Annotated in this window: 12 protein-coding genes; 2 read left to right on the top strand and 10 right to left on the bottom strand. The window is 68.7% G+C overall.

The window, feature by feature from the left end; translation table 11 throughout:
• Positions 1-38 precede the first annotated feature (38 nt).
• Entirely contained in the window at positions 39-377 is a 339-nt protein-coding gene (locus U4Z64_RS09640; RefSeq protein WP_257769430.1) for a hypothetical protein, read from the top strand.
• A 114-nt stretch (positions 378-491) separates the two neighbouring features.
• On the opposite strand, the gene U4Z64_RS09635 is transcribed toward U4Z64_RS09640, so the two are convergent.
• On the bottom strand, positions 492-1,412 hold the full coding sequence (locus U4Z64_RS09635) for a phosphatidylinositol-specific phospholipase C (protein WP_321819824.1): 921 nt from the start codon (positions 1,410-1,412) through the stop codon (positions 492-494).
• A gap of 6 nt (positions 1,413-1,418) precedes the next feature.
• On the opposite strand from U4Z64_RS09635, the gene U4Z64_RS09630 reads away from it, so the two are divergent.
• Positions 1,419-2,441, top strand: coding sequence for a LacI family DNA-binding transcriptional regulator (locus U4Z64_RS09630; protein ID WP_321819823.1), 1,023 nt, complete (start codon positions 1,419-1,421; stop codon positions 2,439-2,441).
• Between the two features lie 9 nt (positions 2,442-2,450).
• Here U4Z64_RS09630 and U4Z64_RS09625 read toward each other — a convergent pair whose 3' ends face one another.
• From U4Z64_RS09625 to U4Z64_RS09585, 9 genes are all read right to left on the bottom strand, one after another.
• The gene (locus U4Z64_RS09625; RefSeq protein WP_044846678.1) at positions 2,451-3,311 is read right to left on the bottom strand and encodes a carbohydrate ABC transporter permease; all 861 of its coding nucleotides are present in this window, start codon (positions 3,309-3,311) and stop codon (positions 2,451-2,453) included.
• Positions 3,308-4,177 carry a sugar ABC transporter permease gene (locus U4Z64_RS09620; RefSeq protein WP_321819822.1) on the bottom strand — a complete coding sequence of 290 codons (870 nt, stop codon included), beginning with the start codon at positions 4,175-4,177 and terminating at the stop codon, positions 3,308-3,310. Before U4Z64_RS09620 ends, U4Z64_RS09625 begins: the two co-directional genes overlap by 4 nt.
• Before the next feature lie 34 nt (positions 4,178-4,211).
• Entirely contained in the window at positions 4,212-5,450 is a 1,239-nt protein-coding gene (locus U4Z64_RS09615; protein WP_321819821.1) for an ABC transporter substrate-binding protein, read from the bottom strand.
• Positions 5,451-5,643: 193 nt separating this feature from the next.
• Positions 5,644-6,852 (bottom strand): porin, encoded by a 1,209-nt coding sequence (locus U4Z64_RS09610; RefSeq protein WP_321819820.1) that lies wholly within the window; start codon positions 6,850-6,852, stop codon positions 5,644-5,646.
• Between the two features lie 176 nt (positions 6,853-7,028).
• Positions 7,029-7,967, bottom strand: a complete 939-nt coding sequence (locus tag U4Z64_RS09605) for a helix-turn-helix domain-containing protein (RefSeq protein WP_044846726.1) — start codon at positions 7,965-7,967, stop codon at positions 7,029-7,031.
• Between the two features lie 60 nt (positions 7,968-8,027).
• Positions 8,028-8,618: a DUF3156 family protein gene (locus U4Z64_RS09600; RefSeq protein WP_321819819.1), complete on the bottom strand. Its 591-nt coding sequence runs from the start codon at positions 8,616-8,618 to the stop codon at positions 8,028-8,030.
• Positions 8,615-10,117, bottom strand: a complete 1,503-nt coding sequence (locus tag U4Z64_RS09595) for an APC family permease (protein WP_321819818.1) — start codon at positions 10,115-10,117, stop codon at positions 8,615-8,617. Before U4Z64_RS09595 ends, U4Z64_RS09600 begins: the two co-directional genes overlap by 4 nt.
• A 252-nt stretch (positions 10,118-10,369) precedes the next feature.
• Entirely contained in the window at positions 10,370-11,710 is a 1,341-nt protein-coding gene (locus U4Z64_RS09590; RefSeq protein WP_044846672.1) for an aspartate aminotransferase family protein, read from the bottom strand.
• 106 nt (positions 11,711-11,816) lie between these two features.
• Complete coding sequence (locus tag U4Z64_RS09585) at positions 11,817-13,319, bottom strand: aldehyde dehydrogenase family protein (protein ID WP_321819817.1); 1,503 nt, start codon at positions 13,317-13,319, stop codon at positions 11,817-11,819.
• Between the last annotated feature and the right edge of the window lie 63 nt (positions 13,320-13,382).

The following is a 13,382-nucleotide window of genomic DNA, read 5'->3' as shown; positions in this document are numbered from 1 at the left end:
CGTCGATCGCACACCCTACCGCTCTCTGCAGACCTGCGATGCCGCAACTCGAGAAAATTCCCGCGGCACTTGCCGCACTGTCGATTTCTCGTCGCGAGATCGTGCTTCCGCTCGACGCCGCGCTCGAATGCATTGACTATTGCGAGCGTCATCGCATTCCGATCTATGGTTGGGAAGGTTGGGTCCTGACTGCCGACGGACGTGTCGGACATGGCAGCGCTCCGCAGGGCACCGTGAGTCTTGATGATTGGCCGCTGGCGGAGGCCGCCGCGTTCTGCCGCAGCACGATGGTGTCCGAATCGAAGGTGTGGCACAACGAATACCCCGGGACAACCGACCAGCTGCATTTCTGCATCACGATCGGCGACACGTACTGATTGCCCCACCCGCGCGATCGGTCCTCAATATCGACGGCGTCTCGAATGCCACGCATTTCACCTTTCTCAGGCAGTGCCCCGATCAGCTAGTTCGCGATCGTCAATGCGAATGCGCTAACAACCCACCGACCTGCGCCTGCCACCCGCCACAGGCACATCCTCATTACACTCAACCAACGCCCGCACCAACGCCCAGTCATCGTCGTCGCAGAAGTCGAGCAGCATCGCGCCACACGGCCCGCGCGCTTCTCGCAACCGCGCCGCGAGCCGCGCCTGAATCCCGACCACCCTGCCGTCGCCGCGCGCGACCACCGACGGATTCGCGCCCATCCCCGTGCCGCTGCAGAAATTGATCGCCCAGCGCCCGCTCTCCGGCGACGGCATGCGGCTCAGCAGCGCATCGATCACACGCCACTTGTAGTGGATCGACCCGGCGGCAGGCACACGGTATTCATCCTGGATCACGAACGCCGCATCCGGATGATCGACCGTAAACGTCGCATTGTCGGGCCACGCGGTCAGGTCGATGCCCAGCGGCCGGCTGCTGCGGAACCGCCGCAACAGCACCACCGCGCCGCGCACGTCGCCGAGCGCCGGCAGCGCGCGGCCCGCATGCCAGCGCAGCCGCGGATGCCGCGCGCAATGCGCATCGAACGTCGCGTCGAAACTGCGCGTGCACGCATGCGCGGGCCATTCGTCCTTCACCGACATCACGATGCATTCGCGCGGATGCGCATCGAGAAAGCGCGTGCAGTCCGCGAGCACGTCGTCGAACGACAGGCCGAGCGCGATGCCGCCGTGATGGATGTCGAACGTATCGCCCCGGTGCCGGCAGCGAATGTCGAGCAGCCGCACGCCATGCGCGAGCTGCGCATCGAGCGGCGCGCGCTGCGTGCGCACGAGCGGATCGTCGACCGTATACGCACAGGTGTCATGGCTGCCCGGTAGGGTCAGCGTATGCAGCGGCCGCGCGTCGTCGAGTGCCGACATCCAGTCGGCCAGCGGCGTGGAGGCTTCGTGTCGCGAAGGGATCATGAATCGATGACTGACAAGGAAAGAAAGACATGGGTGACCGCGTCGGATGTCGCCGTGCGGGCCGGCGTGTCGCGCTCCGCGGTGTCGCGCGCGTTCTCGCCGACGGCGAGCATCGCGCCCGAGACGCGCGAACGCGTGATGGCGGCCGCGCGTGCGCTCGGCTACCAGGTCAACCTGATCGCGCGCGACATGATCACGCAGCGCAGCAGCATGATCGGCGTCGTGACGGCCGGGTTCGAGAATCCGTTCCGCGCGCGGCTGCTGTCGGACCTGATGGCCGCGCTCGGGCAGCGCGCGTTCACGCCGCTCGTGACCAATGCGGACGATCCGCATCAAGTCCGGCAATCGCTCGAACGGCTGCTCAGCTACCGGATCGCGGGCCTGGTGATGACGTCCGCTTCGCCGCCGCTGTCGGTCGCGCAGCAGTATCTCGATCACCGGATTCCCGTCGTGATGATCAACCGCGAAGCGAACCTGCCGGGCGCGGACGTCGTCGTCAGCGACAACGCGGCGGGCGCCGTCCATGCGGCGCAACGGCTCGTGCGGACCGGCGCGCGCCGGCTCGCGTTCGTCGGGCCGCGCACCGCGAGCTACAGCGCACGCGCGCGCGCGGATGCGTTCGCGCAGGCGCTGCAACACGGCGACGCGTACGATGCGGCGCTCGTCCGCGTGATCGATACGGACTCCGACACGCATGCATGCGGCCTCGACGCCGCACGGCAACTGTTCGCGACGGGCGAGCGGCCGGACGGTGTGTTCTGCTCGTCCGACCTGCTCGCGCTCGGCATGATCGACGCCGCGCGCGACGCCTTCGGCTTGCGCGTGCCCGACGACCTGCGCGTGATCGGCTTCGACGACATCCCCGCCGCCGCATACGACGCCTACCGGCTCTCGACGCTGCGCCAGGACACGCAAGGCCTCGCGCACGCGGCCGTCGACCTGCTCGCCGACCGGATCCAGACGTTCGACGGCGCGTCGCGCACGCGGGTCGTGCCGGTTACGCACGTGGTGCGGCATAGCTGCGCGTAACGCGTCGCGTCACTTCAGCCCGCCGGCGAAGCCGCGCAGCAGGTAGCGCTGCACGTAGCCGGCCACCGCAAGGGTCGGTAGCGACGCCAGCAGCCCCGCGCTCATCAGGTCGCCCCAGTCGATGCCGTTCTCCGTCACGTAGCCGGCAATCGCGAGCGGCAGCGTAAAGCGGCTCGGCGTCGACACGAACAGCAGCGCGATCAGGAACTCGTTCCATGCGGCGATGAACACGAAGATCGCGGTCGCGATCAGCCCCGGCGCGCACAGCGGCAACACGATCTGCACGAGCCGCCGCGCGAGCCCCGCGCCGTCGATGCACGCGGCCTCCTCGTATTCGACGGGCACGTCGCGCACGAACGCGAGCAGCATCCAGATCGCCATCGGCAGCGCGTAGATCTGGTAAGCAAGCATCAGCCCGAGCGTCGAATCGAGCAGATGCAACCGCTTCGCGAGCGCGAACAGCGGCACCGCGATCGTGATCGGCGGCATCAGCTTCAACGCCAGCACGAGCATCAGGAACAGCACATCCAGCCGTGCCGGAAACCGCAGCCGCACGAGCGCGTATGCGGCCGGAAACGCGAGCGTCAGCGCGAGCAGCGTCGTGCCGAACCCGACCAGCAGCGAATTGGCGAGCGGCGCGCCGATACCGTTCGACCACACCGACGCGAAATGCTCGAACGTCGGTGCAGCCGGCCAGATCCGCAGCGGATGATCGAGGCGTTCGAGCGTCGGCATGAACGCCGCGCCGGCCATCCACAGACACGGCAGCAACAACAGCGCGAGCGCAATGATGCGCAGCGCCCACGGCGCGGCATGCGCGAACGCGGCACCCTTTCGCGCGTGCGCGAGGTACGCGGATCGCGCCGTCATGCGCGCCGCTTGCGAACCGTCTGCCATACGTACCCCGAAACGAGCAGCGCGGACGCCGCGAGCATCAGCACCGACGCGGCGCTCGCCGGCCCGACGTTGAAGAAGCGGAAGCCCGTGTCGTAGATGTAGGTCGACAGCGTCTGCGTCGCGTTGCCGGGGCCGCCGCCCGTCAGCGCGTAGACCTTGTCGAACAGCTTGAACGTGTCGATCGAGCGCAGCAGCAGCGCGAGGCCGATCTGCGGCGCCGCGAGCGGCAGCGTGATGTCGCGCAGGCACTGCCATTCGCTCGCGCCGTCGGTGCGCGCGGCTTCGTACAGTTCCTGCGGGATCGATTGCAGCCCGGCCAGCACGATCAGGAACGCCATCGGCGTCCACTGCCATACGTCGACGAGCGCGAGCGACCACAACGCAAGATGCGGATCGGACAGCCAGCGCACGCCTTCGACGCCGAACGCGGCGAGCAGCGCGTTCAGGAAGCCGTCGAAGTTGAGCCAGTTGCGCCAGATCGCCGAGCACACGAGCGTCGAGAGCATCATCGGCAGGATCGCGAGCGGCAGCGCAATGCGCCGCCCCGGAAACGCGCGCACGAACAGCAGCGCGAGACCGAAGCCGAGCGCGACCTCGACGAGCGACGCCGCGATCGTGAAGCGCAGCGTGTTGCCGAAACCGGCCGCGAACGCGTCGTCGCCGAGCACCGCGCGATAGTTCGCGAGCCCCGCGAATGCGCGACGGCCCGCCGTGTAGTCGACCTGGCAGAACGAGTCGATCAGCACCTGCGCGACCGGGTACAGCGTGAGCGCGGCCAGCACCAGCAGCGCGGGCCCGAGCAGCGCGACGAACGGCAGGCTGCGGCCGAGGGCTTTCATGCGCGGATTCCGGACGATGCGTGGCGGCGTGCCGTCATTTGCCGGGCGCAGCCATCGCCTGCGCGATCTTCTGCTGCGCCTGGCGCAGCGCGGCGTCGGGAGCGGCCTGCCCGGTCAGCGCGAGCTGCAGCTGGTCGCCGAGAATGCTCTCGACCTGCTGCCAGTCCTTCACGCGCGGCCGCGCACGGCCGGCCTCGAGCGCCTTCAGCTGATCGGGGTACCAGCGGTACTGGCGCACCAGCGCCGGATCGGCGAACACGCTGCGGCGCGTCGGCGGAATGCCGATCCCGGCGAGACGCGTTTGCGTGTCGCGCGAGCTCAGGTAGGCCAGGAAATCCTGCGCGAGCTTCGCGTGCGGCGCATCCTTCGGAATGCCCATCTGCCAGATGCCGAGCATCGGCGCCGGGCCGGCCGTCTGCCCGGGCGGCGGCTGCAGCGCGATCTGCCCGACCACGCGCGACTGCTTCGGATCGTCGAGCGCCGGGATCCACGCCGGCCACACCTCGATCGACTGCGCGGCCGTGCCGCGCTGCAGTGCGTCGCGCACCTCGGCGGCGCCGTATACGTCGACGTCCTTCGGCGCGGCGGTCTTCAGCGCAAGGAAAGTCTTGAGCGCGGCCTGCGACTCGCGCGAATCGATCGTCACGTTGCCGGCACGGTCGAACACGTCGCCGCCGTAGGCCCACAGGATCGGCAGGAAGCCCGTCACGACCGGGTTGCCCTTGGTGCCGCGGAACACGACGCCCGACACGCTCTTGTCCGCGCCGCCGATGGTCTGCGCGATCTTCAGCACGTCGTCCCAGTTGCGCGGCGGCTGCAGCTGGTACTTCGCGAGCAGGTCCCTCCGGTACGCGAACATCTCGACGTTGCCGACGATCGGCAGCGCGTACAGCGCGCCCGCCGCGTTGCGGCCGAGCGCGACCGCCGACGGCACGAGATCGGCGTCGGCGAGCGCTGCGGGCAGCGGCTTCAGCCAGCCGTTGCCGATGAATTCGGGTGCCCACGTATCGTCCATCATCACGAGGTCGTACGTGCCGGTGCCTTCGCGCATCGACAGCTTCAGCTTCTGGTACAGGTTCGCGTTCGGCAGCTTGAGCAACTCGATGTCGGTGCCCGGATGCAGCTTGGTGAAGCCGGCGACGGCGTCGGCCAGCCCCTTGCCGTAGATGTCGTCGCGGCCCGCGATGACGAGGTCCGCCGCGAAGGCGTGCGAGGCGGCAACGGACAGCGCAACGGCGGCGGACAGCGCGCGCAGGCGGCTCAGCAGGGTCATGTGGTCTCTCTCGATCGGCGTGGTGGCGAGCCGCCGGGCGTTGCACACGTGTGCAACGCGGGCGACGCTTCGGGCGGCCTGAAGCGAACGCCATTGTTCACGTCGATCGTTAAGAATTTGTGGCACGCGGCGAAAGCGGCCGACGGTGCGGCCGCCCGCCCCGCCCGCCGCCCGTGCCGTCGTGTGCGTGCCGTCAGAAGTTCACGCGAATCCCGGCCATCACCGCGAGCTGCCGGCTCGAATTGCTGTTCGCGAGCACCGGAATCTGCGCGTAGTTCACCGCATTGCCGTTCGCGTCGGTGCCGAGCCCCGTGCCGCTCGCGATCTGCCCGATCGCGACCGCATACAGCGCGGTGCGCTTCGACAGGCTGTAGTTCGTGCCGACGTTGACCTGGTGAAAGCGCGTCGTGCCGCGGCCGTCCGTGTGCGCGGCGTTGAAGATGTACGCGACGCCGCCCTGCAGCGCGGGCGTGAACATGTACGTGACGTTCAGCTCGCCGATGTCGAACGTGAACGCCTGCGTGCGCGGCTGCGCGCCGGTCGAGAAATAGCGGCTGTCGCCGAGGCGCGTGTGCGTGTAGGTCAGCGCGACCGTCGCCGCGCCGAGCGTCACCGAGCCGCCCGCGCCGAACGCGCGCATCGAGCCGGCGTCCTGCAGCAGGCAGTACATCGCGCCCGGGTTGCTGCACGCGAAGTCGCCGATATAGCCGCTCGCGCCGCCGAGCGCCGCGTCGAGCGGCTGGTGCAGGTCGAGATAGCCGACCGAGAACGCGACCGGCGCACGCGTGTAGGTCGCGGCGACCGCATAGCCGCGCTTCGCGGAAAAGTCGCCGGCCTGGCCGCCGAAGCTGAACGTGCCGCCGAACGTCAGGCCGTTGAAATCCGCGCTGGTGAACTTCACCGCGTTGTTGAAGTTGAACGCGGCGTTCAGGTTGTCGACGTCGCCGAGGTGCGAGCCGTACGGCGTCGCCCAGTTGTTGCTCGATACGTATGCGCCGAGCATGTCCGTGTACGAGTCGTATTGCCGGCCGAGGCCGAGCGTGCCGATCGCCTCCTGGCGCAGCCCGACCCACGCCTGCCGGCTGAACGCGGTGCCGCCCTGCAGCGCCTGCCCATTCGCGGACAGGAACTGCTGCTCGAGCGAAAACACCGCGTCGAGCCCGCCGCCGAGCGGCTCGGCACCCTGAAATCCGAAGCGGGACGGCACGAGGTTGCCGCCGCCCATCTGCCATGCATGGCCGCCGCCCGTGCTGCCGTCGGCGCGCGTGAACTGCTGGTTCGTCGAATAGATGACGCCGGTGTCCACGGTGCCGTACAGCGTCACGCTGCCGGAGGTCTGCGCGTGCGCGTGCATGCAACCCAGCGTGGCCGCGGCCGCGGCCAGTCTTCGTCCGATCTTCATGTCCCGTCCCTCTGTTGTCATCGATTCGCAGTGCGAACAGATGATGTTGTCGATTTCGGTGACAGGACTCTATCCAGCGAAAATTCGGGACCCCTATCCCAAATCAGCAAATGGTGAAGCGAACGGAACGGGCGGCACGCGACGACGCCCGGCGGCGCCGTCGCGATGCGAAGACGTCATTCGGGGCGCAAGGTTTGCGACGGCAGCTCGCCGAACAGGTCGCGATACTCGCGCGCGAAATAGCCGAGATGCGTGAAGCCCCAGCTTGCTGCGGCCTCGCCGACGCCGAGCTGATGCGCGGACGTCGTGCGCAGCAGGCGCCGCACCGCGTTCAACCGGATCGTGCGCAGATAGCCGACGGGCGTGACGTCGGCGACGCGCTGGAAGCTCGTCTGCAGCGTGCGGCGGCTGCAGCGCAGCGCGCGGCACAGCTCGAGCACGGTGACGGGTTCCTCGGGCCGGTCGCGCAGGTGTTTCTCGCAACGGCTGACGATATCGCTGTAGGTGGCGTGCGTGATGTCGCGGCGCTCGACGCCGATGCCCTGCTCGAGCGCATCGAGGAACATGCCGAGCATCGTGTCGCGGAACATCTTGCGGGTGGCCGCGTATTCGAGGCAGCCGGGGTTGCGCTGTGCGTCGTCGATCAGCGACGACAGCCGCGCGCCGAGCGCGACGCCTTGCGCGTCCGACAGCCGCGTGACGTGCCGCAGCTTGCGCGCGCCGGCTGCGCCGAATTCGGCCTCGCAGAGCTCGTCGACCATGTCCGACGCCGCGCTGATCCCGACCAGCCCCATCCCTTCCGGCGTATGGAATTCGAAATCCTCGCCGGCGCGCAGCGCGAGCAGCGCATAGCCGTCGACCGGCTGGCTCTGGAACGTGCCGGCGAGCGGCACCGACAGCGGCACCGCGAGCGACGTGCGCCCGGCCGGTGCGAGGCCGGTTTGCGCGACACGCCGGTTGGTCGTCTCGCGGAAGAAATGGAAATCGTCGTACAGCACCTGCGTGACGGTGCCCCTGAAGCGGCCCGGCGTCATCTGGCGGTAGACCTGATGCCAACCCGCGATCGCGAGCCCGTGGTCATGCACGTCTTCGTGTGAGCGTGACTGGAACAGCATCGGCATCTCCGGTAAAACCCTGATTCCACGCTGCGGCCGCACGGCACGCAGCGCCACAGCTTACCCCCGCAAAATTCCGCGCAGTGCAGTTTCGAATGCAAGACAGGCCGCCGACAGCGCGGCGGCCTGCTCGCCGGTCACGCGCACGTAGCGGCGAAACGACGGCATCCGGTTCACGACCTCGCTGCCGCCGAACGGCACGACGGCGAGCGTCCAGCGGCCGTCGCGCGCGGCGATCGTACAGTCGGTCAGGTGCAGCGGGCGCAGCGCGCCGGCGAGCGACGGCTGCGCGGCGAGTGCGGCCACCGTCCGCGCGAATCCGGGGTCGCTTCCCGGCTCGGGCGCGGCCGCGATGCCGGTGCGCCGCAGCCAGCCGGTCTGCAGCACGCGCGTGAGACCCTGCCCGGCCGGGCCGTCTGCGTGGATCGACAGTTGCACGCTGACCGTATGCATCAGGAACTGCCGGTCGATGCGCTCTTCGATGCTCACGCGCACGCCGTTCGGCAGCCGGGCCAGGATTTCGGCCGCGCCGCCGTCCGCGTCGCGCACCGCACCGAGGTCGGCGAGCACGCGCGCGGCGATCGCGCCGGGCCGGTGGCCGGGCGGCGGTGCGTCGGGCGCCGCGCGCCAGCGGGCGAGCGCGGCCCTCACGAGGCGACGTGCTCGTTGCGCAGCACTTCCTCGACCGGCACCGGCCTGAACGGATGCCGGCGCTGCACGACGAGCGTCCAGAACAGCGCGTACAGCGCGGTGAGCCCGAGCATCACGCCGAACGGCACGTAGATGTCGCGCGCATTCATGCCGGGCGGCGTGATGTACCAGATCGCGAGCACGATGCCGACGCTCGACACGATCTGCGGCAGCGGAAACAGCGGCGAACGGTACGGGCGCGGCAGGTCCGGGCGGCGGATGCGCAGCATCACGACCGACGCGGTCACGAGCAGGTATGCGGTGCCCCATGCGCAGGTCGCGGCGAGCACCAGGTGCAGGATGCTGTCGAGATTGCCGTTGATCAGCCACGCATGGAAGATCGGCACGACCGCCGCCGCGACGATGCCGACCACCGGCGTCTTGAAGCGCGGATGCAGGTATGCGAAGCAGCGTGGCAGCGCACCGTCGATCGCCATCCCGTACAGGATGCGTGGCAGCCCGGCCATCAGCGTGTTGATCGTCGCGGCGCCCGCGCACAGGAACGCGATGCCGAACCAGATGCGGCCGAAGGGCCCGAGCACCTGCAGCGCGAACGCGGGAATCGCGCCCGGCGTGTCGAGCAGGTGCGTGAGGCCGTCCGCGCTCACCGGCACGTTCGCGACCTGGCGCCGGATCGCCGCGCCGTACAGGAACATGCAGATCGCGACGCCGACGAGGCCGAGCGCCATCGCGCGCGGAATCGTGCGGCCCGGCGCCTTCATTTCCGGCGCGAGCGGCGTGACGAACTCGCAGCCGACGAACATGAACATCGCCATCCCGACCAGCGACAGCACGGCCGGCACCGACGTGCCGACTTCCGAGCCGCCGAACCAGCCGTCGAGATGCACGGCCGGCGCGGCCGCGAGGCCGAGGATGCCGAAGATCATCAGCGACAGCCACATGCCGGCCGTCAGCACGATCTCGAGCTTGCTGAACACCTTGATGCCGATGATGTTGGTGATCGCGAACGTGACCACGAGGCCGACGCCGACGAGCCACGAGCTGTTGTGCTTCTCGAGCGCGGCGTTCAGCGATTCGAAGTTCACGAGCGCCATGATGCCGCTCAGGATCGTCTCCGCCGTGCCGGCGAACACGTGCACGAGGAAATACGCGGAAATCGTGCCGGTGATCGCCCAGAAGCGGCCGAGCCCGCATGACAGGTAATCGTAAACCGAGCCGGCCGTCGGCAGCATCGCGGCGGCTTCGGAGAACGTCGTCGCCTGCGCCTGCATCATCACGAACGCGATGATCATCGCGACCGCGAACGCCCAGCCGCCCATCCCGAAGCCCGAGGTCGCGGTGAGAATCACCGGGCTCGCCATGATGAGGCCGACGGCGCTCGCCAGCGCGGTCGGAAACCCGACCGCACCGGCCTTCAGCACCGTGCCGCCGCCCGCTTCAGCCGACGCACCGGCGGGCGTGTCGCCCGCTGCGCCGGTCATTCCAGACCATCCCGACATCTTCGTCTCCTTCCCTTTTCGGGCCGGAACCGGCGCTGCGGCGCCCGCTCCGAGCCATGCTTCGCGGTCGGCCCGGGGCGGCGCTCAAGCGCCGGCACCCGGACCCCTGTCGATCCAAACCTGATCCGATGTCGAAAAAATACGCAGGCAAAATAATCCGGTCATAGCGCAAATCGGCAAACCGGCGGTGGCGAACGGGTTATCCCGCCCTCCACCGCCGGTTCGGCGTCATGCGCTCATGCCGTCACGGCCTCATGCGAACGGCACGGCCTCGAAGCCCGCCGCGAGCGCGTCGACGATCCGGTCGAGCTGCTCGCGCTGGATCACGAGCGGCGGCGACAGGATGATCTTCGTGCCGACCGGCCGCACCAGCACGCCGTGCTCGCGCGCCACTTCCGCGACCGCGTTCGCATAGCCGGACAGCGGGTCGATCGGCTCGCGGGTCTGCTTGTTCGCGACGAGATCGAGCGCGAGCATCAGCCCCTTGCCGCGCACCTCGCCGACCGCCGCGAAGCGTTCCGGGAACGACTGCAGCGCTTCGAGCAGATACGCGCCCTGCTTCGCCGCGTTCGCCGGCAGGTCTTCCTTCACGACGATGTCGAGGCTCGCGATCGCGGCCGCGCAGGCGACCGGGTGCCCTGCGTACGTGTAGCCGTGCATGATCGCGCCGCCGAAGTCCGCGTTCGCGGCGAACGCATCCTCGATCCGCGCGTTCACGGCCGTCGCGCCGAGCGGCACGTAGCCGGACGAGATCCCCTTCGCGAGACACATGATGTCGGGGCGCACGCCCCAGCCGCGGCTACCGAACAGGCTGCCGCTGCGGCCGAAGCCGGTCACGACTTCGTCGGCGATCAGCAGCACGCCGTACCGGTCGCACACCTCGCGCACGAGCGGCCAGTAGTTGGCCGGCGGCACGATCACGCCGCCCGCGCCCTGCACCGGCTCGGCAATGAACGCGGCGACCGTGTCGGGGCTCTGGAACTGGATCTCGCGCTCCAGCATTTCCGCGCAGATCCGGCCGAGCTCCTCCGGATCCTGCGTGAACGGGTTGCGGTACAGCCACGGCGTCTCGACGTGGAAACAGCCGGGCAGGTTCGGCTCGTAATTACGGCGGAACACCGTGTTGCCGTTCACCGACGCGCCGCCGAAGTGCGTGCCGTGATAGCCCTGCTTCAGCGAGATGAACTTGGTGCGGTCGGCCTGGCCGCGCACCTTCCAGTACTGGCGCGCGATTTTCAGCGCGGTCTCGATCGAGTCCGAGCCGCCCGAGCTGTACAGCACGCGGCGCATCCCTTCCGGCTCCATCATGTCGATCAGCTTCTTCGACAACTCTTCCGCGCGCGGATGCGAGATGCCGTCGAACAGCTGGAAGTATTCGAGTTCGTCGAGCTGGCGCACGATCGCATCCTTCACTTCCTGGCGGTTGTGCCCGACGTTCACGTTCCACAGGCCCGCGACGCCGTCGACCAGCTGCTTGCCGGTTTCGTCGAACACGTAGCAGCCGTCGCCGCGCACGATGCGGATCGGCTTGCGCTGTTTCATTTCGTTCGGGTGCAGCATCGGGTGCCAGAATTTCGCTTCGTTGTAGCTCATTGCAATCTCCACTTTCGGATCGTTTGAACCTCGACCGTCCGGGGTCGGGGTTCGAGGTTTTCGGGTTGTTCGCGGGGTTCGTGGTGTTCGGAGCAGGCGCCGCGCGTCAGTGCGCGATGCAGACGGATTTGGTTTCGGTGAAGCCTTCGATCGCGTACTGGCCGAACTCGCGGCCGATGCCCGATTGCTTGTAGCCGCCGAACGGCATCGACGGGTCGAGCGGAATGTGACAGTTCACCCACACGGTGCCGGCCTCGATCTGCGGCACGAGGTTCATCACGCGCTTCAGGTCGTTGCTCCAGATGCTCGCGGCGAGGCCGTACGGCGACGCGTTCGCGAGACGCACCGCGTCGGCCGCATCGTCGAACGGCACGACGACGATCACCGGGCCGAACACTTCGTCGCGCACGATCGCGCTGTCCGGATGCGGATCGGCGATCACGGCCGGCTTCACGTAGTAGCCGGGCAGGTCGTCGGCCGGCGTGCCGCCCGCGAGGAACGTGAGGCCCGCGCGGCGCGCGCCTTCGATGTGCTCGACGACCTTGTCGCGATGGTGCGCGGACACCAGCGGGTTGATCTGCGCGGTGGTATCGAGCCCCGCGCCGAGCTTCATCGACTGCGCGACGCCCGCGAGGCCGTCCGCGAGCTGCGCGAATTTGCTGCGGTGGACGTAAATACGCGACGCGGCCGCGCACACCTGTCCCTGGTTGAAGAACGCGCCGGCGGCGACGCCGTCGAGCGCCTGCGCGACGTCGACGTCGTCGAGCATCACGATCGGGTTCTTGCCGCCGAGTTCGAGCGAGAAGCGCGTCATGTTCTGCACGGCCGCCGCGCCGACCAGCTTGCCGGTCGCGGTCGAACCCGTGAACGAAATCTTCGCGATCGACGGATGGCTCGACAGCGCGGCGCCGCACGTGCGGCCGCCGGTGACGACGTTGAACACGCCGGGCGGCACGCCGGCGTCGAGGGCGAGTTCGGCGAGACGCAGCGCGGTGAGCGGCGTTTCCGGCGACGGCTTCAGCACGATCGTGCAGCCGGCCGCGAGCGCGGGAATCAGCTTCCACACCGCGATCATCAGCGGGAAATTCCACGGCACGATCGCCGCGACCACGCCGACCGGCTCCTTGCGCGTATAGGCCGTATAGCGCGCGCCGGGCGGAAACGGGATCGACACGTCGAGCGTCTGGCCGGTGATCTTGGTCGCCCAGCCGGCCATGTAGCGCACGTATTCGACGCTCGCGCCGACCTCGATCGCGCGCGACACGTGGATCGACTTGCCCTGGTTCAGCGTTTCGAGTTGCGCGAGCGTTTCGGCGTCGGCCTCGATCAGGTCGGCGAGCTTCAGCAGGATGCGCTCGCGGTCCGCCGGGCGTAGCCCGCTCCACACGCTGGTGTCGAACGCCTGCTTCGCGCTCGCGACCGCGCGGTCGACGTCGTGCGCGTCGGCATCGGCGACCGTCGCGAGCCGCTCGCCCGTCGCCGGGTCGTACACGTCGAGCCGCGCGGGCGAGTGCGCGCGCTGCATGGCGCCGTCGATGAAAAGGCCGAAGTCGCGTGCGACGAAGGTGCGCACGGTGTCGCTGACCGCGACGAAGTTCGTGGTGCTCATGGGCGTCTCGATGATTGTCATGACTGGGCCGCGTGCGCTTCGGCATGCGGGTGTCGAACCACT

Source organism: Burkholderia sp. BCC1996 (assembly GCF_905339955.1).
Classification (GTDB): Bacteria; Pseudomonadota; Gammaproteobacteria; order Burkholderiales; family Burkholderiaceae; genus Burkholderia.
The sequence above is the reverse complement of the archived record's forward strand: the minus strand, read 5'-3'. Positions and strand labels throughout refer to the sequence as shown.